The sequence below is a fragment of the Paraglaciecola sp. genome (assembly GCF_051252315.1).
GTDB lineage: Bacteria > Pseudomonadota > Gammaproteobacteria > Enterobacterales > Alteromonadaceae > Paraglaciecola.
On sequence record NZ_JBPOFP010000055.1, the window covers coordinates 1 to 25,258 of the forward strand.

13 protein-coding genes are annotated in these 25,258 nt (G+C 38.3%); 5 read left to right on the forward strand and 8 right to left on the reverse strand.

The window, feature by feature from the left end; all coding sequences use genetic code 11:
• Positions 1-644: 644 nt before the first annotated feature.
• Positions 645-3,248, reverse strand: a complete 2,604-nt coding sequence (locus tag ACSHXM_RS12115; protein ID WP_435689032.1) for a DUF1592 domain-containing protein — start codon at positions 3,246-3,248, stop codon at positions 645-647.
• Complete coding sequence (locus tag ACSHXM_RS12120) at positions 3,245-4,537, reverse strand: DUF1552 domain-containing protein (RefSeq protein WP_435689033.1); 1,293 nt, start codon at positions 4,535-4,537, stop codon at positions 3,245-3,247. Before ACSHXM_RS12120 ends, ACSHXM_RS12115 begins: the two co-directional genes overlap by 4 nt.
• 401 nt (positions 4,538-4,938) lie before the next feature.
• Here ACSHXM_RS12120 and ACSHXM_RS12125 point away from each other — a divergent pair, with 401 nt between their 5' ends.
• The 4 genes from ACSHXM_RS12125 to ACSHXM_RS12140 all read left to right on the forward strand — a co-directional run bounded on the left by ACSHXM_RS12125 (position 4,939) and on the right by ACSHXM_RS12140 (position 11,567).
• Positions 4,939-6,648: a sulfatase-like hydrolase/transferase gene (locus ACSHXM_RS12125; protein ID WP_435689034.1), complete on the forward strand. Its 1,710-nt coding sequence runs from the start codon at positions 4,939-4,941 to the stop codon at positions 6,646-6,648.
• A 244-nt stretch (positions 6,649-6,892) separates the two neighbouring features.
• Positions 6,893-9,277 (forward strand): DUF5060 domain-containing protein, encoded by a 2,385-nt coding sequence (locus ACSHXM_RS12130; RefSeq protein WP_435689035.1) that lies wholly within the window; start codon positions 6,893-6,895, stop codon positions 9,275-9,277.
• 173 nt (positions 9,278-9,450) lie between these two features.
• A complete protein-coding gene (locus ACSHXM_RS12135; RefSeq protein ID WP_435689036.1) occupies positions 9,451-10,167 on the forward strand; it encodes a FadR/GntR family transcriptional regulator in 717 nt (238 codons plus the stop codon).
• A gap of 185 nt (positions 10,168-10,352) precedes the next feature.
• Complete coding sequence (locus tag ACSHXM_RS12140; protein ID WP_435689037.1) at positions 10,353-11,567, forward strand: hypothetical protein; 1,215 nt, start codon at positions 10,353-10,355, stop codon at positions 11,565-11,567.
• A 98-nt stretch (positions 11,568-11,665) separates the two neighbouring features.
• Here the strand turns inward: ACSHXM_RS12140 and ACSHXM_RS12145 are convergent, their stop codons facing one another.
• Complete coding sequence (locus tag ACSHXM_RS12145; protein ID WP_435689038.1) at positions 11,666-12,388, reverse strand: DUF6445 family protein; 723 nt, start codon at positions 12,386-12,388, stop codon at positions 11,666-11,668.
• 101 nt (positions 12,389-12,489) lie between these two features.
• Positions 12,490-15,801, reverse strand: a complete 3,312-nt coding sequence (locus ACSHXM_RS12150) for a TonB-dependent receptor (protein WP_435689039.1) — start codon at positions 15,799-15,801, stop codon at positions 12,490-12,492.
• A 584-nt stretch (positions 15,802-16,385) separates the two neighbouring features.
• Between ACSHXM_RS12150 and ACSHXM_RS12155 the strand changes: the two genes are divergently transcribed.
• A complete protein-coding gene (locus ACSHXM_RS12155) occupies positions 16,386-17,891 on the forward strand; it encodes a tryptophan halogenase family protein (RefSeq protein WP_435689040.1) in 1,506 nt (501 codons plus the stop codon).
• A 75-nt stretch (positions 17,892-17,966) separates the two neighbouring features.
• Here the strand turns inward: ACSHXM_RS12155 and ACSHXM_RS12160 are convergent, their stop codons facing one another.
• The 4 genes from ACSHXM_RS12160 to ACSHXM_RS12175 form a co-directional block, all read right to left on the reverse strand.
• Entirely contained in the window at positions 17,967-21,272 is a 3,306-nt protein-coding gene (locus ACSHXM_RS12160) for a TonB-dependent receptor (RefSeq protein ID WP_435689041.1), read from the reverse strand.
• Positions 21,273-21,690: 418 nt separating this feature from the next.
• Positions 21,691-22,686, reverse strand: coding sequence for an SMP-30/gluconolactonase/LRE family protein (locus ACSHXM_RS12165; RefSeq protein ID WP_435689042.1), 996 nt, complete (start codon positions 22,684-22,686; stop codon positions 21,691-21,693).
• 9 nt (positions 22,687-22,695) lie between these two features.
• Complete coding sequence (locus ACSHXM_RS12170; RefSeq protein WP_435689043.1) at positions 22,696-23,730, reverse strand: Gfo/Idh/MocA family protein; 1,035 nt, start codon at positions 23,728-23,730, stop codon at positions 22,696-22,698.
• On the reverse strand, positions 23,727-25,256 hold the full coding sequence (locus ACSHXM_RS12175; protein WP_435689044.1) for a tripartite tricarboxylate transporter permease: 1,530 nt from the start codon (positions 25,254-25,256) through the stop codon (positions 23,727-23,729). The genes ACSHXM_RS12170 and ACSHXM_RS12175 overlap by 4 nt, the downstream gene beginning before the upstream one ends.
• Positions 25,257-25,258: the final 2 nt, after the last annotated feature.

The following is a 25,258-nucleotide window of genomic DNA, read 5'->3' on the forward strand; positions in this document are numbered from 1 at the left end:
CTAAATTCATAACTTACCTTCTGATTTTATTGAAGATTATTTTTCACATCCCCGATAAAAATCACAAAATCTAAAAAGCAAAAGGAGCCTGACTTTAGGGCGACTTTTTCTGCTTCCTATTAAATACCATGAGCAAAATATTTTCCATAATAAAATTAATAACTTAGCACTTCTGTAATCTCATCAGGATATCAGTCGTTAGAGAAATTTTATGTGTATCGAGATTTTCACACCACCCACCTCTTTTGTGTGCGAAGCAGATGCTTTTGATTTACCGCGAATCAAAGTTCGCTATTTTTTATTAAAAGCTCTAAAGGACAATTGGCATGGATAGCCAATTGAGTGGTGTTTTGTCGGGAACAAATCAGCACGACCTTTAGAGTTTATAAAAAATAGAAACAGAGCTTTGTTGGAGCACGGCATTTCTTGTTTACTTCTATTTGCTGTTGAAAAGAAGTCAATCGAGCTGCAGGGATGCGGCTTGAAAAAAGGCAAGGATGCCATGTGCAATTTATAGGGTCTGCAATTGGCACTTTGCGGGCTTTCAGATTAAGTAACGAGCTTATACATTTTGAATGTCTGAACAAGTCCAAGCTTCACCCTAACTACTGCACCCTAACCACTGCACCTTAACCTACTACTGCTTAACCCTTATTAAAATAATCACTGGCAATGACTAGTTTCAGCATACCTTTTAAACCGTTACCATTTGCTAGCAGTACTTTTACAATTTCTTGTATTTCAGCTTCGTCTCTAAAGGTTGGCTCTCTGCCAACGGCAAAGGTCAACATTTTTACAATTAGGTTGCGGGTTAATTGGGCTTCTTTGTTTAAGATCGCCTGAGTCATATCATTGATTGATGTAATTTTTGTTCCATCATCAAATAGTCCTTCATTATCTATCTTAAATTTGGGTTTATGCTTTTTCTGCAACTTTCTAGGCATTGGATAGTGGCTTCGATATTTACCAATGGGATCATAGTTTTCTAAAGGAAAACCCCAAGGATCAATATCTGCATGACAATCTGCACAAGCTTCTACGTTTCTATGTTTTTGTAACTGTTCACGAATGGTCGTGGCACCACGGGTATCTGGCTCAATTGATGGGACATCGGGTGGCGGCGGAGGCGGTGGTGTGCCTAGTATACTTTCTAAAATCCAAACGCCTCGTAATACGGGAGAGGTATCCACTCCATTGGCAGAAGCCGTTAACACACTAGCATGACCCAATAACCCTTTGCGATTAGCGGATTGTGGTAAGGTGACCTTTTGAAAGTTTTCACCATATATATTGTTGAAGCCATATAAGGCTGCTAACCCGTCATTAACGAAGGTGTAATCTGCTTTAAAAAACTCGGTCACCGATAAGTTGTAATTTAAAATATAGGTAAATAGAATTTCTGTTTCTAGTCGCATCGAGTTTTCTAATCGATAACGATAATAATCAGGGAATTGCCTTTCACTAGGTGGCATTTCACCTAATTTATCTAATCTTAACCAAGCATTTAAAAAACCTGTCGTGAATGCGTTGGCTCTTGGATCAAGTAACATTCTATCAACTTGTTTCCACATTTGTGATCGTGTGGCTAATTCACCATTTTTAGCTGCTGTGATCAACGTCTGATCTGGCACAGTTCGCCACAACATATAAGACAAACGATTGGCCAGTTCGAATTGTTTTGCTTGGGTTACATCACTTTCAGTATCTTGGTTGACATTATTTTTAGCGTTATTCAAATACAAAAAACGTGGTGAGATTAATATGCCACTTAAACCCAATTTTATCGCATCAGCTTTGTTGGTGCCTTGTTGAACTTTATCCTCCACAAAATCAATATAATGTTGTATCTCATTTAGTTTCACGGGTTGACGAAACGCTTTATTCGCAAATTTTAACAGTGCTTTACCTATATCAACATCATCCGGATCTAAAGAATTTCCCACTAACGCTTTATGGCTTTGAGGCGGCCAATCTGTATCAATAGGGCCAAGCACTTTCATATTGTGAACGCGAATTCTTGGGCCACGATAAACATCAGACGCATAATGAGTTTGTTTCTGTGCAATAAATCCTTGTTTAGCTAATCTGGCTTTTTCATTAACATTTAGTTTGAGGGCGTACGGGTTGTATTCCTTCAATATTCGAGTGACTATGTTTTTACTGCTACCAGGACCGTTAATCCAATAAAAGTAGGGGATTGCACCCTTAGGTAACCAAGTGGTGACGCTGTAGTCTTGGGCTTGGTTATCGGCCAAATCAAACACTTTGATTAAATGTCTGCCTGATTGAGTGGAGGGTTGCAGGCTGTTTATGTTTTCTCCCCATGCAATGGCGAGTTTCATATAGTCGTTAAGATTATGTTTAACTATTTTTTTATCGTAGGGATTTTGCCTACCAATAGCCATGGCATTAACCGAGATGGTATACGTGCCATCTTCATGCACACCTCTTTTTCCTAGCTTTTTACCATAAGTTGGATGGCGTTCATTTAGTTGTCCGTGGCCAATATCTATGTATTTTTTACGTCGATCTAACACACGATAAAATACGCCATTGTTGTTGAATTTTTCAGTTTTAGCGAAATTTTCCGGCCTGATTGTTAGGTTCTTTCTTGACGGCTCTTCTTTGTCAAATGCGATAGCTCTATCAATATTTTCTGTGGCGGCTGTTAAATATAAGTTGAGTTGATCTTTAGACAAGTTTTGATGAGAACTTATATTGGTAAAACCATGTATGTTTGGGTCTTTTGGAAATTTAGATACCGCGCCACTCGTCACAGGGTTGATAAGTAATAGATCCCTGAGAGAGTTGACGTATTCAATCTTAGACAGTTTACGCAGTGGCGTTTCTATAGGTTTTTCTTTTTCGTATGCGATTGTTAGATAATCGGTCATTTGATCAATGGCTGTGCTTATCTCTTCGTTGGATGGCGCTGGAACGCCTTCTTTTTCTTCGGGCATCATGCCTATGTTAAGTTGGTCGAGCATTTCTTCCATTATGATTTGATTATCTTCATGCTCGGGATCTGTTAGGAATTCTAAAAAGTTTCTATCACCTTTAGTGGTTTCGCTGTTATGACAATCTAAGCAGTATTTGCTGACAAACTTAACCACATTGGGTTTGAGCGTATCGAGTTTGTCTAAGGAAATAATCTTGTCTCGTGAGATTGATTGTTTATCTGCACTAGCTTGCGTTTGGCTCACCATGACTAAGCAAAAACTAAGGGTGATTAATATTGGTTTAATCATACAAACTCAAAACCTGTTAATGCTGAAGTTGATCGGTTAAATGAGTCTGTTGGTACACCAAACCCTTGAAGCATTGATAACAAAAGGTTTGATGCGGGCATTGAGTGACCTGTCGATTTTTCTGTGGGGTAACTTAAGTGGCTACCATGTTTAAAGGGGCCTCCAGCTAATAATAAAGGTAACTTCTTCAATGAGTGGGAATTAGCATTGCCAAATCCACTGCCAAATAACACCATAGTGTGGTCTAACAATGATGAACCATCGAGTTGTTGGTTGTCTGCAAGTTTTTGAATAAAACGAGCCAGTTGTTTAGTATGAAATTGCTCGATGATATGTAGTTCTTTTAAGAAATCTTTAACCTTTCCATGGTGTGACAATTGATGTTCTCCACGGGTGACATTAAAACCGCCTAAGTTTTTGCCTATACCTGATAATTCAAATGTCATCACTCGCGTTGAGTCGGTCGCTAACGCTAACGCCATGAGGTCGTAATATAAAGGTACTTTGTCTACAAAATCTAAATCGTCTACTCCATAACGTAAGCTGTAATCTACTTCGGGTTTCGCTTTTCGGATCCACGTTTTTGATTGGGTCAGCTGTAATTCCAATTCTCGGATAGACGTGAAATATTCGTCTAATTTTTCTTTGTCTGTATTGCTAGCTTTTTTGTGCAGAGTTTTCGAATCAACTTGCACCAGATCTAATAAACTAATTTGGTCTTGTTGTATCTTTTCTAATGCATCAAACCTTTTTGGATTGGTTTGGGTAAAGAGCAAATTAAACAATTCATGTAACTGGCGAATGGGTGGTACTGGAGCACCATTGCTACTCCACGAAAGTTGGTTTGTATCACTTTTACCTATGGCTAATTGAATCGAAGGATAACGAGTGTTAGCGCCAGAATAAGCTGCGGCTACTTGATCGACACTAATATTGCCTTGGGCATAATGTTTAGAACGAGTGGACTTAATTCCGGATAACAAGGTGTGGATCCCTGTATGGCCACCAATAGCATGTTCACCATGATCCAGACCTGAAAATACCGTAAATTGATCTTTTAATTGTGCTAATGGCTCGAGTAAAGGAGACAGCTGATAATCTGCTCCAGTGGTCTTTGGAAAAAACATATCAGGTACTAGACCTAACCAATTACCAATACAAGCCATCCTTTTGGGGATTTGAGTTGTTTCTAACTTTGTAGAAGCCATTATTTCTAGCATGGGTAAGCTCAACGCAATGCCCCCCATACCCCGTAAAAATGTGCGTCTATTAATTCGTGAATTTTTCATATTACTTAACTGCTTTTTATATACGGCAAAATACCCAAGCCCATATTAGGTTTTTTAAAAGATCATATCTATTCATTAAAAGTAAAGAATATGTAAACCTGCTAGCTAACGCCAATTTAAATAATTATTATATATGAAGGCTGGTATTTGTATGTAAAATTATGGTGGTTGATTAGACTGTGAGGGCGACTCGGCGGCAGTTCAACAAAATGGTTAGCTTCTGGACATGTTTTTCCTTGTTACTATCACTAAGTTACTGTCACTAATTAGTATGCATATTCATGCTCGGTCAAAAAGGGCCATTTATTGTCGGTTTTTATATTGTCTTTATAAACATCGAGTTCACGTTAACAACATTTTAAGTTTAATTTATGAAGAAACTATTTATGACAAAGCGATTTATGAAAAAGCTATTTATTAAAAAACGAATATTAAGCACCATCCATATTGCGTGTATGTTCGCTTTTTCAAGTTGTACTCAATTGGCTCATAAAGAGCCTGAGCAACAACAAAAGAGCCAAGTTAGTGTCAGTAAGCCTAATGTTGTCCTGTTGTACGCAGACGATATCAGCGCTAGAGAGTTGGCTATTTATGGATCATCAAAATGGTCAGGTTATAGAGGTAAAAGTGTTTCAGATCCAAGCCAGTTAGCAGAGATCCCGATCATAGAAAAAATTGCAGGTGAGGGGGCTTTTATTGAAAACGCTTGGGCGTCTACGGTTTGTTCGCCTAGTAGAGCGATGATGATGACAGGACGTTACGCGAGTATTCATAAATGGTGGCACAATAGTGACACTGGCATTAAGTTAAAACCGGGTCAAAAACAAGTTCACACACCCATTTTAGATGTAAGCAAAGCGCAAAGAGCCAAGCTCTCCCGTAAAGGCAGTAAAGTCACCTTATATGAATCCTCACCTTTACAAATTGGTCACTTAGCGCAAAAAGCGGGATATGCCACTTTTTGGAGTGGTAAAACTCAAATGCCAGGATGGGATATGTATGGGTTTGACGAAGGTGCCTTAACACCAGGTGAAAGACCAGGAGATAAACAAACTAGTCCGTATACTGACTTCAATTTATTAACCAAAAAGGTAAATGGTAAAAGGGTTTTAGTTAATCAAGATACTGGTGAGGTACTAAAACGTAAGTCTTATGCGCAAAATGGTTGGTATTGGCAACCCAGTGTCACGCTAATGAATCATCCAAGTAATAAACAAAAATTTGAATTTTGGCCGAATACAAATGAAAGTCAAAAAGATTATGGCCTGAATACTTTTGGTCCTGATGTTGAGATAGATTTTATTTTTGATTTTATGGAACGTCAACACACTAAGGGAAAGCCCTTTTTTATATACCATACCAGTCACTTAGGTCACGATGCGTTTGATTGGTTAAACCCTGACTCAGAAGAGAAATGGCCTGGTACACCTGTGGTGAATTGGGATGGAAATAACTACACGCGGGTTAAACCGAATGTAACCGGTGATAAAGGGGTATATAACACCCACGGTACTGTGACCGAGCCAAGCATGGCGGCACATGTTAAATATTTGGATTATCAGATTTGGCTGTACTTAGAGAAATTTAAACAAATGGGTATCGAAAACGACACCATATTTATTTTTGCAGCAGACAATGGAACCAGTGGTTATGGTAAAGCTAGCCATAAAAAACAAGAGGGTACGCATGTTCCGTTAATTATCTATGCACCAGGTGCCAATATGACCAAACAAGGTAAACAACCAGTATTAGGTTCAATGGCTGATATATTGCCCACACTTTCAGAAATTATGGGTGAACCCATTCCACAAGATTATGAAATTCATGGAGAAAGTTTATGGCCATTTTTAACCACGGATAAAACTCAACACAGGGCATGGAATTACGCTTATAAGAATCATCGCCAATTGATTCGTGGTAACTTGGTAATGAAAGACGGTGCTGATAAATGGTGGGATGTATCTAAACAACCAGATGATTTAACTAGCTTTGCGGAGATTAAAAATTGGAAAAAGGTATCACAGGCTCATCGAGACGAGCGTGACCAATTAAAAACTGTGCTGCCTCGTTTCAATAATTATCAAACTGAACATGACTTTTTGATGAAATAACCACTAAGTTTTGCAACTGAAAAACAGTCAAAAGCCGCGAATATAGTCGCGGTTTTTTGTTTTTTAGACAGAAGGTGTATGAGTGTTTGAAATGAAGAATTGCAGTGAACACTACCCTGTATAGCTTTTTATTCATTAATATTCCACATTACACATAATTTAAGTAATATAAGATATTGTAATACAAATGGAAGTTTGTCACAATTCACTTACATTACGGCTACATGGTTAAGTTATATATAAAATGAAACGATTATTAATTGGTTGTACTCAAGCAATACTTTTGTTGCTTTGTACTCAGACAGCGTCTGCCCAACAAGGAAAAGCGGTAGTCACACCTGAACAGTTTATGCTTCAAGGTAGTGGTTTTTTTAACCGCGAAGGCGCAATAGGGCTTAGAAAAAAAGATGGTAAAACAACGGCTAAAGTGACCTCTACGGTACCTTTAGGTAACGGTCGTTTCCATATTCATTTACACACAATTGGTGATAATGCCGGGCAATCTACCTTTGAAATAAAAGTTGGCGAAAGCGTTATTGGTTCGTTTGTTACTCCCAAAACTAACAAGTCGTTAGATGATTCTGACAAGTTCATCGCAAAATTTAAAAACATTCAAATCAATGAAGGTGAAAACTTTTCAGTAAGTGTGAAAAATTCTTCAACTAATGGTAAAGACTTCAGCCGTGGGTTATGGAAGAAAATAGAGTTTATCCCTGTATATTATGATCCAGGTAAAGCTAAAGCTGACTTATCAACACTTCGTTTACAAGAAGAGATCGAAGCAGGCCCTGCGCTAGTGACACCAAGAAGTAAAAATGGTGACGGTAGTGTGGTGATATCAGGCGAGCAAAAACAATGGCATGATGTTGTGTTAACAATGGATGGTCCGTTTGCTAACGAACAAGACATCAACCCTAACCCGTTTTTGGATTATCGCATGTCTGTAACATTTGCTCATGAGTCAGGCGTACCAACTTATACGGTACCAGGATATTTCGCAGCTGACGGCAATGCTGCAGAAACGTCTGCTGAATCAGGCGTTAAATGGCGTGCCCATGTGTCACCGGATAAAGCGGGTAAATGGAGCTATCGTGTCTCATTTGTTAAAGGTGAAGATGCCTCTGTAACGCCATCTGTTGGCGAATATGTTTATCCTTATCAAGGTCAATACGGTACCTTCAATGTATCTAAAACCGATAAAAAAGGACGTGATTTCAGAGCCAAAGGTCGCCTTGAATATGTAGGCGGTCATTACTTACGCCACGCTGGATCTAAAGAGTACTTTATAAAAGCTGGACCCGATGCACCAGAAACCATGTTAGCTTATGCTGATATTGACAACACCTTTGGTGTCAAACCTAATTTGGCTATTAAAACATGGTCACCTCATGCTCAAGACGCTAAAAAGTCAGATCCGACTTGGCAAAACGGTAAAGGTAAAAATTTACTTGGTGCCTTTAATTATTTAGCTGAGAAAGGCGTAAACGCATTTTCTTTCTTAACTTATAACGCAGCGGGTGATGGTGACAATATTTGGCCATACGTTGAACGTAACGGTAAATTCCATTTTGATGCGTCTAAGCTTGACCAGTGGGGGATCTTATTTTCTCACGCGCAAAAACAAGGCTTATATTTACACTTCAAATTACAGGAAAATGAAAATGATGATAACCGTAAAGGTAAAGATCCCATTATCATTAAAGAATCTTTGGATGGCGGATTATTAGGTATTGAACGTAAATTGTATTTGCGTGAAATAATCGCTCGTTACTCTCACCATTTAGCTCTGAATTGGAACCTTGGTGAAGAGAACACACAAAGTTATGAAGAACAAAGAGACATGGCAGAATACATTTTAAATGTAGACCCATATGATCATAATACGGTTATTCACTCTTTCCCTAACCAACAAGAAAAAGTCTATAGACGTATGCTTGGTCCACAGTCAATTTTGACTGGCGCTTCGTTACAAAACAGCTGGAAACATGCACATAGACAAACATTACGTTGGATAGAAGCTTCAAGAGCTGCGGGTAAACCTTGGGTTGTTGCCAACGACGAACAAAACCCAGCAGGAATGGGCGTACCACCAGATCCAGGATACAAAGGGTTTGATGGTTGGGCAACCGATCGTGAAATGAAATACAACTTGCACGATGTGCGTAAGAAAACCCTTTGGGGCAATATTATGGCCGGTGGTGCAGGTGTTGAATATTACTTTGGTTATCGTTTATTAGAAAACGACTTAGTCGCAGAAGATTTTAGAAGCCGTGATAAGTCATGGGAATATGCAGGTATTGCAGTAGACTTTTTTGCTGACCACAAGGTACCTGTGCATAGAATGCGTAACTTGGATAAATTGGCCAGTAACTCAGATACTAAGAACGAACCATACGTATTTGCCAATGAAGGTGAGATTTATTTAGTGTATTTACATAGCGCTAAGAAAACCACGTTAGATTTATCTTTGGATAAAGGTAACTATAGTGTTCGTTGGTTTAATCCGCGCACAGCTGGAAAATTAACCAAAGGAACTGTCACTAAAATTAAAGCTGGTAAAGTGGTTAGTATCGGTCAACCTAAAAAAGATAAAGACCAAGACTGGTTAGCTGTCATTAAAAAGCTATAAATCTTAATAGCAAACCGTAGTTAACGAAAACGACAGTGGTAAATTACCCCTGTCGTTTTTTGTTATATATATTCTGTTTATATGCCCCACACAATTTTGATGCTATTTTGTTGAATTTGTTGTACTTTATAAACTAATAAAATAGTTTATTTCGTAATATTGGAACCTTGTTAATGGCAAATTTTGCAGGCAGTAAAAACTTATCTCAAAGAATGACTAGTGAGTTGGGAAGAGCCATCGTTTGTGGCGAATACCCAAGAGATAAAAGTTTACCCACTGAAGCTGCTTTATGTGAAAAGTTTGGTGTTAGTCGCACGGCTGTCCGAGAAGCCATTAAAATGTTAACTGCCAAAGGGCTGATTTCTAGTAAGCCGAAGCAGGGCATTAGAATTATGCCAGAAGAAAGCTGGAATATTCTTGACCCAGAGATGTTGGCTTGGTCGCTAGAAGCAAAACCATCTTTAAGTGTACTCAAAGAGTTTACTCAAATGCGAATGGCTGTTGAGCCTGAAGCGTGTGCGTTAGCTGCTAGACATGCTAGTTCAGAGCGTTTGGCTGCTATAGAAGATGCATTAATTAGAATGGAAAAAGCTGTTGAAAACCATGACCTTAAAGCTGAATTAGAGGCTGATATTGATTTTCATGTGGCGATTCTTTACGCCAGTGAAAACCGTTTCTACATCCGTATGCGCGATTTCACTCAAACGGCATTAAATGTCAGTATTCAGCACACAACACCAGCTATTGCTAATCCAGAAGGTGTGATTGAAGAACATGCACGAATATTTAATGCAATAAAATCAGGTAATGCTGAACGAGCAAAAAATAGTATGTTTTTACTGATTGATGAAGCATTAAGTATCATTGAAGCCAAATTAGACAAAAGTTAAACTCTGTATTTTTCTCTGAGAAGTCACTTTTTAAATACTTCTCAGAAATCCCTTCATTTATTTATAATTAAACTCCATTAAGTATAAAAACAATCGTCATAATGTAATACAATATGCTTCAATGTGTTTTGTTACACGCCCAATAAAAATACCTAAAGTGTTCGATAAAAAGGGAGATGAATGAAGTGAAATTATTACCATTAAGTTTAATCAGCTTGAGTTTGTTGCTGGCTGGTTGTGCCAATACAGAAAAGCAGGTTGAAATCGAAATCGAAAAAGTTGTTCAAAATAAAAACTATAAGGAACAAAACGGTTTAGTTGTGATCGAAGCTGAAAATTTTTCTAGTCAAGTTTTATCCGATACTAGACGTTGGTTGGTATTTGATCAAACTGGCAATATCAGTGACGACGGGTTATTCGCTGATCCTGATACACCACATGCCGAAGGCGCGAGTGGCAACAGTTATATTGAAATTTTACCAGACAATCGCACAAATCATGATGAAGAACTCATAACCGGTGAAAATTTCATGCCTACAGCGGGTAAAATGGCTGTGCTGACTTATCCAGTATTTTTCACTCAACCCGGACGTTATTACATTTGGGGTAGGGCGTTTAGCACTGGGCCTGAAGATAACGGATTTCATTTTGGTTTAGATGGTGAGTGGCAAGAAAGCTCACAACGTTTACAGTTGTGTAAAGGTAAACATGAGTGGACTTGGTCCTCTCAACAAAGACGTCCTGCTAATCATTGCGGTACACCAAAAACATTGTGGATTGACGTTGAAACAGCAGGGCAACATACCTTAATGATGTCTATGCGTGAAGATGGCGCAGAGCTTGATAAGATTATTTTATCTAAAGATGAAGGCTTCACACCTGAAGGACTAGGGCCAGATGAAACCTTGTATCAATTGCCTAAATTGGTTGAAAAGAAGACTTATAAAAACATTAATAACTATGCTTATATTTTAAACTCAAAGGATGACTTTGAGTATGAAAATGGCACGTCAGATGTCTATTATTTCGATAAATGGCGCGGCGTATTAGGGATTAATGCAGGTAAGCCTGAACTAAGAAATAAATTCATTTCGGCTAGTTATACTCATAAAAAACCAAAACCTCAGTCATTTAACATGAAGTTAGTCACGTTAACTGAATTAGATGGTGAGTCTGAATATAAAGTACTACTTAATGGTAAGGTAATTGGCGAATTTAAAAATCCTGAAACCAATGTGGATTATGCAGAAGCTGAGTTTGATTTAGGTTTGGTTGAGCTGAAAAACGGTGACAAGTTAACCATACAATCGAATGCTGTCACCAACGGAAAGATCCCTGAAGGCGATATCACAGCCTTTGCCCGTGGCAGATGGAGAGGGGTGGTTTTACAACACCCTTAAGCAAAACTGTTTAATTTAAAAAAGCCAGCAAGGTAACGTGTCTTGTTGGCTTTTTTGTATCTAAATTATTTTACCGCCTGTCTAATTCATATTTCGGGTTAAATACGAGCAGTCGAAACAAAAGTGTTTACGGTTAAACGGCCTTTTTGGGGCGCTAAATTAATATTTTTTTCAGTGTCTTGGATAAAAGCGGAGTGCAAGATTGAGGTTGGATAGATGACTAACCGATTGGCAACGTAATCAATCACGTCAATTATTTCAAAGTGGTTAGTCGATTCAGTAAAAAAGCCTTTGTGAGTAAAAGGGTGTTCTTTTGCAAATCGTTCAGCAGAATTAACATAGTTTGAAACTCTGTCTGGAGTAATATTTTCAAACTTTGTAGGGATGTGACGATAAAAAGCGGTTCCACCAAATTGCCCTTCGTTTAAGTAATGCAGAACGGCTAATCTATTCTGCTCAGGCCCATCAAAGTGTGGGATACATTGATTTGGGTCGAGGTCTTTTTCTTTAGTTGTTAACAAAGATAAGGTCGATTCATCTACTTTAAAGCTAATGCTGTTATCGATAACCCCTTGTTTTCTATAAATATCACTTATGATATTACTGATCAGAGTTAAATAATGAGGATCATTTAGTGGTGTTCTAACACCCGGATAGGTGCAATTTTCAGGTGGTTTCTGATAGATGTTATTAGTGGCTAAATCAACTAAATGTTGCGTTGATTTAAGAAAATTATCAATAACAATAACCACTGTTTTTTCACTACCTACTTCAATAAGTTTGTAGGATAGTTCGTTACTTAATTCCATATTAATACCCATTGTTATTCCATCCTAAGATCCACATTATTTTTAACTCAAATAAAAAAGCCAGTCTAGTGATGACTAGACTGGCTTATATTACGATGACTCGTTAATAGTCGCTAGAATGTAGCACGAACGGCTAAACGGTATGTTGTACCAGTTGCCCATTCTCGTATAGTTCTAGACTTATTCGCTTCCCCTTCCATCGCGTTACCTTCGATTGGGAATCGGCTATCGCTTAGGTTGGTATAGTATTGTCTAAATATACGTTTACCTAAATTAACTGCATTAAAGGTAAAGGTTATAGCTTCGTTTAGTTTATAGGTTGCTGATAAATCTAACGTACCACCACCTTCGTTCCATAACGCTCCATCACGGAATGAACGTCTAGATAGTGAGTCTGTTCGATGGTTATAAGCTAAACGAATTAAATTACCGTCCTGCTCCCAGAATGTAGATAAGTTGTATTGGTGTTTAGATACATTCTCTAACGGTAATGAAGATAACTGCGTATCGATACCTATGACTTCTGCATCCGTTTTTGAGTCAGAGTAGGTATAGTTTGCTGCTACCCCTAAACCACTCAACAATCCAGGTAGGAAGTCATAGTTTTGGTTATAGCCAATTTCTAAACCTTGGTTCGTTCCACCTTTACCATTTCTGATAAGGTTTAGATTGATAGTGTCACACTGAGTAGACAAATCTAACGCGTTCGACTGCCATCTGTGACGGAAGTTTGGCGTACAATTAGGCTCTTCATAAACAGTTCTAGGTGAACCATCGTCATTTTTAGCAATTAAACCATCCGTTAATGGGTTCATTGCTTCAAGGCCTGCTTGATCTAGAGTAGAAACGTCTAACCAGTGAGAACTAATAGATGCAGTTTCTTCAAAGTTTGACATATCTTTATGGAATAAAGCGACACTTAATGCGCCCCCATCTTCAAAATACCACTCATAAGATAAATCTAAGTTATTTGATTCTAAAGCGATCAAATTTGGATTATTAATAGTTCCGTTTGAATTACCACCACCCCAAAGGTTTTGGTTCATAGTGTAACTTGGTTTTAACGAATCAATTCGAGGACGAGCCATAGTTTTTGAAGCAGCAAAACGTACCACTGTCTCTTCATCCAAATTGTAGTTTAAGGTCAAGCTAGGTAATAGGTTGTCGTACTCATTTGAGCCTGTTGCCATATATTGATCCGGATTTTGAGTGGCTCCTGGAAAGTACCAATAACGAGAACGAGTTTGAGCACTTTGGTCAAAGTTAGCATCAAAACAGTTTTGGCCATCTGCAGGTCCCCAGTTGCCATTTGCATCAATTGCGCCCGCAAGGTTGGCACCATCTCCGTAATCTACCCCATTGTTATATAATTGAGCATCAGTACATGCTGGAAGTGAAGAGTCTGTGGCAATTTCTAACAACTGGTAGTCGGAAGCGAAATTACCCGTGGCAAACTTAACGCCAGAAAAACCAAGACTATCAACGGCACTTTCTACGTAACGAACACCAATATTACCGGTTAACTCACCATCTAAGAATTCAAAATTCGTTTTAAGATAAATAGCTTTGTTTTCTAATTCAACTTGTCTGTCATTTGATAAGTCTGGACGAGTTCTCACGTCTCTATTAGTAAATAAAGCATCTAGTACTTTTGCGCCATCAATGGTAAACCAACCATCCGTTGCGTTATCTCTTTGATAACCCAAAATATCTAGGAAGTTTTCACCAAAAGGTGTTTGACCTTTTGTTACGTCTTGTAAACGAATGGACGCAATACCCACATCTAAGGCTGGACTGTTAGTTCCTTCTGGCACCCATGGAACAGGAACGCCTTGGAAAAAGTTGTTTTGGTTAAACACATCTTTATTACGTTTTTGATACTTACCACCAAACTCAATACTGGTAATGGGACCCCATTCGGTTTCATAATCAAAATCTAAGAAGATTTGTTTTTGTTCATCACTCATATCACGGTCACGGGTATTAACCTGTTGTAAGTGAATAGAGGCTAAATCATCAGGGTTAAAACCAGTCGTAACATTGTTGTCCGCATTGTCTTCACCGGCAGCACCTGTTTGACCAGGACCAAAGTCCACTAATCCAGTCCCAAACCTTGCTCTACAATGCCCTGATGTACAGTCGTAACCAACTGGTTCCAACGTATCTAAAGGTAAGTTTTCGATTAGTTCGTCATTAACATGCACGAAGTTATTCGTATTAATATAGGTGTAATAATCATCATCAGCGACGGTTTTAGAATATCCTGCTTTAAACTCCACTGTGAAAGCATCAGTAAAGTAATGTTTTACGTCAAAGCTATAAATTCGGTTAGTGGTTTCAATACCAGATTCTCTTTGTGCAATACGGCCTCGAGAAGAGCGAGCTAATACTTTTTCAAACATTTGATTGTCTGGGTTATACACTAACCAAGGATCGTTACCTGAAATAAGTGGATCTGCGTCTGTATAGGCTGATTGAGGGCCTAATAGAGTAAAGGTATTTTCATCTGTAACAACAAATTGATCCGACATAGTCACATCAAAAGTAATTTCTGTTTCTTCTGTTGGTTGCCACTGTAATGCTGCGGTAAAACCGTCACGTTCCAGTTTATTGTTAAATAATGCGTAACCATTTTGACCATTTACATAACCGGTAAGTGGGCCTTCAATAACAGCACCAGTATTGGCGTCTATTGCATGAGGGAAGGTTTTTACTTCATAGTTATTGGTAAAGAATGAATCTTTACGATAAGCCTGTGATTCTGAGTAAGCAGTAATGTAGAAACCTAAGGTATCGTCTAAGAACTTCTCTGAAAACGAGGTCGATATTTTATAATCTTCATCGTCAACAAAATTGCTGTATCGGCCTTGTATCTCCACAACTCGTTTGTTTTCACTCGAGTCTAAAGGACGAAATGTCTTCAAAATTACGTTTGCGCCCAAACTACCTTCATTTTGGTCGGCTGTGGCTGTTTTTAGTACTTCAATTGAATTTAATATATCAGAAGAATAGGCACTTAAATCAACGGTTTGGTTTTCGCTACTACTGGTTAGTGTTACACCATTTAAACTAATCACGTTTAAATCTGGGCTGGCACCCCGCACACTAATGGTGGTTGAATCACCGCCATCTGCAGCACCACCGCCACGTTGAATCGATACACCAGTAATACGTTGTAATGCTTCACCGATATCCTGATCTGAAGACTTACCTATGTCCTCAGAAAAGATCGAGTCACTAACACCATCACTTAATCGTTTATTGTTTAAAGAGCGTAATAAACTCCCCTTAAAACCTTTTACTTCGATAACTTCTACATCGTCATTGCTCTCTGTTGATTGAGCATGTAGATAACCAGCATTACCACATAATAAAATGGGTAACAGTGCCTTCGTCAATGGGTTTAATTTAAAACTACTGTTCATGTGAGCCTTCCTTTGTGTTTACAAATAATTGCGTGTCTTTATATTTGAATTACACATAATATACACATGTAAATTTTATGTAAAGATATGAGATGAAATTAATTTACATTAAAATGTAATCTGTTAACAAAGGACTAAAGGGATAAGTAATGTTGACTATGAGTATAATGCGATGAATTTTTAATATTACTAAGTCAAATTTGTTTAAAAATATAAGGGGAGAGGAAGACAATTTTTAGGTCATTTTGATTGAAGGATATAGAACGTTAAAATCTCTAATCCACTAGTAATAATTGACTTTTCAGTGAGGTAAGTATCTGTTTCAAAAAACGATTGTTTATAGTGTTCTAAGGTCTTTCATCTAATAAACCTGAAAAGTTAATTGTTTTTATGGTCTTCATGAAATGAGTCAACTAGTAGTCAAAATTAAAATGCTTATTCGGTAACTTCCCATATTAACTTCTTTATTAAATACCTAGGTTCTTTAACTATATAAAAAATATTTTTTGCTGGTAAAATAAGGGCTTGGGGTTTACTTCATTAGTTTTAATTCATTGCATTAATAAAGAAATTAAGGACCTAATATGAATATACCGGATGACAATAAGATTAAAAAATTCGTTATTGTTGGTGGAGGGACTGCCGGTTGGTTTTCAGCTGCTATTTTAGCCAGAGCTTTACTCAATACAGGTTGTAAAATTGAGTTGGTAGAGTCACCAAATGTACAAACTATTGGGGTAGGGGAGGCGACTATACCTTCAATAATCGATACCCTTAATTATTTAAAGATTCCTCTTCAAGAATTTATCAAAGAAACCAACGCTACCTTTAAACTAGGTATCAAATTTACCGATTGGCATACGATAGGTGAACACTATTGGCATCAGTTTGGTTATGTAGGTGGAAAAATAGACAATCGGCCTTTTTATCAGCATTGGTTAAAATACAAAATGTTTGGTGGAAAAAATAAATACACAGATTTTTCTCCATCCGTGGCTATGGCTAAAAAAAACAAATTTCATATTGGTGACCCTAATAAGCCAAATAACCTAACGGCTTCAACTTATGCATTTCACTTTGACGCCGGTCTCGTAGCTGAATATTTAACAGGGTATTCAACTAACAATGGTGTGATGCATACTAAAGCTCACGTAAGACAAACTAATTTGACCAATAAAGGTTTTATTGAATCACTCACACTGGATAACGGTAAAGTCATTCAAGGTGACTTCTTTATAGATTGCACAGGGCAACAAGCGTTATTGATTGAAAAAGCATTAAAAGTAGATTTAGAAAACTGGCAAGAGTTTCTGCCTGTTGACCGAGCGATTGCCGTGCAGACAGAGAACTTACAAGATTATCCGCCATATACAGAATCTATAGCTCATAAACATGGTTGGAGGTGGAAAATTCCACTGCAAAACAGAACAGGTAATGGATATGTATATTGTAGTGAATATTGTGATGATGAAACGGCTAAACAGGTTTTACAAGATAATATAGTTGGAGAAATGCTGACCGAGCCTAGAGTGATTAAGTTTACAACTGGAAAGCGGGATAAGATTTGGTTCAAAAATTGTCTTGCAGTTGGCTTGTCATCTGGATTTTTAGAGCCCTTAGAGTCAACTAGTATTAGCCTAATCATAAAGGGAGTGATGGATTTTGTTGATAGCTTGCCAGACAAAAATTGTAACCAAGCTACGATAGACGAATATAATCGATTAATGGACATTGAATATGAATGTATTAGAGATTTTCTGGTATTACATTATTGTCAGTCTTCTCGAACTGATTCTAATTTCTGGTTAATGTGGAAAGACCGTCAAATTCCAGATACTTTAAGTAAAAAGTTGGCGTTGTTTCAAGAGCAAGGGCGTTTGATAGAGAACCAATTAGACCTATTCACGTCAGATAGTTGGTACGCTGTTTTAGAAGGGATGGGAGTATTTCCAAAAAGTTATGATCCGCTAATTGATGCTTCGAACTTTTCTAGTATTAACGATTATTTTGTTAAGTACTTGTCTGACTTAGATAAAAGTGTAGATCTATTAATGTCACATGAAAGCTTTGTAAAAAGAGTAACAGGATAAACTAAAATTAAACTGTTGATAAAAAAGCCCTCATATTGAGGGCTTTTTATTTTTAGAGTTTTAGGTTTACTCTAATTAAAAGGTTGCACGTACCGCTAAGCGATATGTAGTACCTGTTACCCATTCACGAATGGTTCTAGATTTATTCGCTTCACCTTCCATTGCATTACCTTCAATATTGAAGCGGGTATCTGTTAGGTTGGTGTAGTATTGTCTAAATACACGTTCTCCTAAATTTACCGCGTTAAAGGTAAATGTTACCGCGTCATTCAGCTTATATGTAGCTGACAAGTCTAAAGAGCCACCTCCTTCGTTCCATAATGCACCTTGACGGAATGAACGTCTTGATAATGAATCGGTTCTATAGTTATAAGCTAAACGAACTAGATTACCATCTTGCTCCCAGAATGTTGAAAGGTTGTATTGGTGTTTAGATACATTCTCTAATGGTAGAGAAGATAATTGTGTATCAAAGCCAATTACTTCAGCATCAGTAGTTGAATCAGAGTAGGTATAGTTTGCTGCAACACCTAAACCTGCCCATACACCTGGTAAAAAGTCGTAGTTTTGATTGTATCCAAGTTCAATACCTTGGTTTTTACCACCTTTACCATTCCTAATTAAGTTTAAGTCGATGGTGTCACACTGGGTAACGAACTCAACTGCATTTGATTGCCATCTATGACGGTAGTTTGGCATACAGCCTGGCTCTTCAAATACGGTTTTAGGAGACCCATCATCATTTTTAGCAATTAATGCTTCAATAGGATCCATTGCTTCTAGACCTGCTTGGTCAAGGGTCGATACATCTTGCCAATGGGAGCTTATTGATGCAGTTTCTTCAAAGTTTGACATATCTTTATAGAATATTGCTGCACTAATGGCGCCGCCATCGTTGAAATACCACTCGTAAGATAAATCAATATTATTAGACTCTAAGGCAATAAGCCCTGGATTATTGATAGTACCATTTGAGTTACCACCACTCCATAAACTGTAATTCATGGTATAGCTAGGTTTTAATGAATCGATTCTTGGGCGTGCCATAGTTTTAGATGCGGCGAAACGTAAAACAGTTTCTTCGTCTAAATTATAGTTAAGGGTTAAGCTCGGTAATACATTGTCGTAATCGTTAGAGCCTGTTGCCATATATTGATCTGGGTTGTCAGAGTCAGTAGTGGCATCCCAGTATCTTGAACGAGTTTGGGCGCTTTGGTCAAAGTTTGCATCAAAACAACTTTGGCCATCTGCAGGCCCCCAATTTCCATTAGCATCATAAGCTCCAGCTAAGTTAGCACCATCGGCATAATCTACGCCGTTGTTATATAACTGAGCACCAGTACAAGGAGCTAAAGAACTATCAGTAGCAATTTGGATTAAAGAGTAGTCTGAAGCAAATTGATTTAAATCATATTGAACACCAGAGAAACCAATACTATTAACGCCACTTTCAACGTAACGTATACCAATATTACCCGTTAGATCTCCATCTAATAATTCGAAGTTCGTTTTTAGGTAAATTGCCTTATTTTCTAATTCAACTTGTCTATCGTTTGATAAGTTAGGTCGTGTTCTTACATCTCTGTTAGTAAATAGAGCATCAAGTGCTGCAGCACCATCTATGGTAAACCAACCATCAGTGGCATTATCGCGAGCGTAGCCAAGCTTAGCTAAAAAGTTATCGCCAAAAGGGGTTTGCCCTTTTGTTACTTGAGATAATTGAATTGAAGCTATACCAACATCAAGGCTAGGGTTGTTAACACCATCTGGAACCCATGGTTGTGGAACGTTATCAAAGAAGTTATTTTGGTTAAATACGTCTTTATTACGTTTTTGATACTTACCACCAAATTCAATGCTAGTAATAGGTCCCCAATCTGTTTCATAGTCAAAATCTAAGAACACCTGTTTCTGTTCATCGCTCATGTCGCGATCACGTGTATTCACTTGTTGTAAATGAATAGAGGCTAAATCGTCAGGGTTGAAGCCGGTCGTAACACTGTTATCAGCGTTATCTTCACCTTGGGCGCCAGTTTGCCCTGGGCCAAAGTTTACTAATCCAGCCCCAAACCTAGCGACACAATGTCCAGAGGTACAGTCGTAACCAACAGGTTCCAACGTATCTAAAGGCAAGTTTTCGATTAGCTCGTCATTAACATGCACGAAGTTATTCGTATTAATATAGGTGTAATAATCATCATCAGCGACGGTCTTAGAATACCCTGCTTTGAATTCCATCGTGAATTCGTCAGTAAAGTAGTGTTTTACGTCAAAGCTATAAATTCGGTTAGTGGTTTCAATACCAGATTCTCTTTGTGCAATACGGCCTCGAGAAGAGCGAGCCAATACTTTTTCAAACATTTGATTGTCTGGGTTATACACTAACCAAGGATCATTACCTGAAACCAATGGATCAGCATCTGTATAAGCTGATTGAGGGCCAAGTAGTGTGAAGGTGTTTTCATCAGCAGTGACAAATTGATCCGACATAGTCACATCAAAAGTAATTTCGGTTTCTTCGGTTGGTTGCCATTGTAATGCAGCGGTAAAGCCATCACGTTCAAGTTTGTTATTAAACAAGGCGTAACCATTTTGGCCATTTACATAGCCAGTGACTGGCCCATCAATTATTCCACCCGTATTAGCATCAACCGCGTGTGGGAAGGTTTTAACTTCAAAGTTATTGGTAAAAAATGAATCTTTACGATATGCCTGAGTTTCAGAATACGCTGTGATATAAAACCCTAAAGTATCATCTAAGAATTTCTCAGAAAATGAGCCTGATATTTTGTAATCTTCATCATCAACAAAATTACTATATCGACCTTGAAGTTCTAAAACCCGTTTATTTTCGTTTGAATCTAGTGGACGGAATGTTTTTAATATTACGTTAGCGCCTAAGCTACCTTCATTCTGGTCAGCAGTAGATGTTTTTAATACTTCAATTGAGTTTAATATATCAGAAGAATAAGCGCTTAAATCAACGGTTTGGTTTTCGCTACTACTGGTCAATGTTACGCCATTTAAACTAATGACATTTAAGTCGGGGCTAGCTCCACGAACGGTAACTGTTGTTGAGTCTCCGCCATCTTCTGCACCACCGCCACGTTGAATAGACACACCAGTAATACGTTGGAGGGCTTCACCAATGTCTTGGTCTGCTGATTTACCAATATCTTCAGAGAATATAGAGTCACTAACTCCATCACTTAATCTCTTGTTATTGAGTGACCGTAATAGGCTTCCTTTAAAACCTTTAACTTCAATTACTTCTACACCTTGGTCTTTGTTTGCATCTTGTGCACTTGCGAGGCCAGGTGCGCCTAGAAATATTGGCATCATCGCTAAGGATAATGCACTTTTGTTGAATTTTTTCGTCATATTGTGTTGTCCATCATGTGAGTTTATATATGAATTTGTGTCTTCATAAGCGCTATGCGCAACATGATGTTAACAAGTGTAAATGTTATGTAAAGAGTTAGTTTTTATGTGGAAAACCGTGGGTTTAACCTTTTAATGTCAATTGTAGACTATTTAAAGTGGGCTGTTTTTTAAATATAAAAAGGTAAGTCTTGTGAAATTATATATATGTTAACCAGAGTGGTGATTAAGTGTTGTAGAGTTGTTCGGAGAGGTGTATGTGCATGCGCATTTTTATATATGAACTTCCTTTAGTCTAAAAAATTATACAGTTATATTCCTATTATAAAATTTTTATAGTTTTGAATATATTGTGAAAAATATCTGTTAATTTATTTTATTTTGTTGCTGTATGTGACACATGATGGGTTGCAGTTTATTATTTGGGGTCATCAAAATACCAGTGAGGAGGCTTTGAACCTTGAAACAGTGAATTTGGAAAACAGGCAATATGGTTTCCTAACAAACATCCAAGAGCGAATGATGTTAAGTTTTCACCATAGAAAGCTAGCGAACTTATATTTTTAAGCCGTTTGCTTTTAACATTATCTAAATGTGGTCTTCCCATTTGATGAGTTTTATAGGCGTCTTCCACCCAATCTAAATGGTCTGTGTCGTTATCTTCAAGGACTACTTGGCTCTCACCTGTATCTGGGTTAACTCTAAGTACCGTATTGCTAACTATGCTAGTCACCCACAAATATCCTTCTGTATCCATTGTAAGGCCATCGGGGAAAATTCCCTTTCCGTATTTTGCTATTACTTTAGGTTCTCTTAGTTGATTGTCATCACCAACAAGATAACGGATGGTTTCTCTCGTAAACGTGGCGTTTACATATAAGGTTTTACCGTCTTCGGTGACGTACACTTCATTCGTATAACCAATATTGTCAGCTACGATACGAGCCTGACCATTTTCAGCTTTATCTGTTTCAATTAGGGCAATATACCCATCACTTACATCACTTCGATAAGCCTTCGATCTTGGTTGTTGACGCGTACTAACCGTTAACCAAAGTCTGTCTTGATGATCCAAATAAATAAAGTTACTCGGAGGCAGTGGTTCGCCATTTATATGAGTGACAAAGGGCGATACCTCTCCATTGGGTTTAAGTAAATAAACACCGCCACTATCATCGCCTAAATGAGCAATGAGAAAGTCGCCATTTTTAAGTAAACAAATGCCGTTTGGTTTTAGCACAGGGCATGTGTCATTAGGTTTACCTAATATTAACTCTGAGTCTCCATTGGGAGATATCTTACAAACACCTCCTCGAAAATCAGCGGTGTAGAAAAAACCAGCTTGGGTGGCTAAAACGCATTCAGGACGGACTAGGTCATGTCCAATAGATTGTAATTCAGAGAGAGTGTGCATAATTTACCGCTATGTAAATGAAATCTTTTGCTGTTCAGTCGCAGATTGATAAACCGCTTCTTCAAGTTGAATATTGGTTAGGTAGTCTTTACCTGTATTCTCAAGTCTTGTACCTGTCAAAAAGTGATTAACTATGTGTTCAATGGTATTAAACACACAGTCTCCACCAAAATTCTGATCTTGAATGGGATAGGGCAATTCTATGGGAGTGACTTCGCCGAATTTTCTTAGCCACACTTTGGCTTCCCCATCTAGGGTCAGCTCACCTAATGTGCCAGCTATGTTCAATTCACCCATAGTACGTCTAGGGTTAGAAGTAGGGTGGTCTAACAATCGGTTTCCGTCGAATATAGCGCGTAGATTATCCCCAAAATCAAACAAAATAATGCCTGAATCTTCGCCCTTAATGTGCGGATTACATCGTCTTAAATCGGCATACAGTGATTTAGGTTCGCCAAATAAATAACGGAAGGTATCGATAAAGTGAATGGCTGTTTCGTGTACCAAAAATTTGGGCATTTGTTGAAAGTAGGGTTGTCGAGAGAGGTAGGCTTCAGGACCTTGTCCGTCACCTGTTCTAAGTCTAAACTCTGCGTTCAGAACGTCTCCTAATACCTGACTCTCCAACACTTGTTTTATTTTTCGATACCAAGGCATAAAGCGAAAGTTTTCATGCACAATAAGTTTTATACCCGCTTGTTCGGCTATTTCAACCATTTGTTGCGCCACTTCTATGGTTTCACCAAAGGGTTTTTGACAGATCACATCTATGCCAAGTTTGGCGGCAATTTTGACTGCGTTTAAATGTGTAGCTGGCGGCGTAATGATGTCGACTAAATCAGGTTTGGTTTCACGCAATAATGCTTCTAAGTCACTTGAACTATTTGGTATCTTGTACTTTTGGGCAAATTCCTCTGCCGATTTTATGCTTCTATTACAAACACCTACAAGATTCACTTGATCTAGTCTAGACCAAGCTTCGTAATGAAATTGACTAAAGTACCCTGTACCAGAACACACAACATTTAAAGTTTGTTTACTCACTTCTTGTCCTTAAACTTGAATTTGTTGGTTAACTTAGCCAATAAACCTTTGAACCATTTGAATTGCGCTAAAATAAACAAGCTCATTACTAATACCAAAATCACAGCGACTGGGCGTTCAAACATAGGCAGAAAGCTCCCTTCGCTTAATAATAAAGCACGACGTAAACTTTCATCTGCCATGCCGCCTAATACCAAACCAATGACCATAGGCGAAATAGGGAACTTCATCTCACCTAATATAAATGCAATGATGCCGATGGGTACCATTAGGTATAGGCTAAACATATTTAGGTTAAGGGCATAGGCGCCTAAAATACACAGTACCGCAACGACTGGGATAAATAGAGAGGTAGGCAGTTGCAGCACTTTCAAAACCTGTTTAGCCATGAGTAACCCATTAGCCCACATGGCAAAAGAGGCCAACACCATAATCGCTGTCACTTCTAACAAAAAATTAGGATGGTCAATCTCAATGCTTGGTCCAGGTGTTATGCCATGTAACAACAAAGCCCCTAACAACATGGCGGCAGGTGGACTGCCTGGGATCCCTAAAGTTAAAAGTGGAATTAAGGCGCCACCAACACAGGCATTATTGGCTGTCTCAGAAGAAACAATAGCGGTTTCAGAACCTTTACCAAACTCGGCTTGTTGTTCTTTTGTGCTGGTTTTTTTGGCCGTTGAATATGACACCCAACCGGCAATATCTTCACCCACACCTGGCACGGCGCCAACCCCAACCCCAATGGTTGCAGAACGAAATATGTGTTTGATATTACGTTTAATGGCAGAAAACTCAGGCATGATGTTACCAACGAAAGCTGGAGGCGTTGTTTGAGTTTTAGTGGTTAACGCTCTAATTACTTGTGGTATGCCAAAGGCGCCAATTAATACGGGGACGATTTCTAGTCCACCATCTAATTGAGGCTGATCAAATGTATACCTAGGGAAAAACTGTAAAGCATCTCTGCCTATAGTGGCTAAAAACAGTCCAAGTAAACCTGTTATCCAACCTTTGATGACTAAATCTGGTGAGGTCAAACTTCCACTTAATACTATGCCTAACAGCGCTAATAAAAAGAACTCCCACGAGGTAAATTGCAAGGCTAAACTGGCAATGAATGGAGACAGAGTCACTAAGAACAATAATCCAATAATCGTTCCAATAAATGAAGCCGTTGTGGTTAAACCTAGTGCTTTACCAGCCAACCCTTTTTGAGTTAATGGATAACCATCCATAGCTGTCGCTGCAGCTGCCGGAGTACCTGGAATATTGATGAGAATGGCCGGATAAGAACCTCCATAAATGGCACCGACATACAAACCTAATAAAGCGAGTAATGCCGTGTCTGCGCCTAATCCGTAAGTTAAAGCGGTTAACAAAGCGACACCTAATGTGGCGGTTAACCCAGGCATGGCACCAAAAATAATACCCAAGAAACTGGCAACAAATAAAATGATCAGATTCGATGGTGTACTGACCAAATCTATTAAAATACTAAAAAATTGAGAAAATTGTTCAATCACAA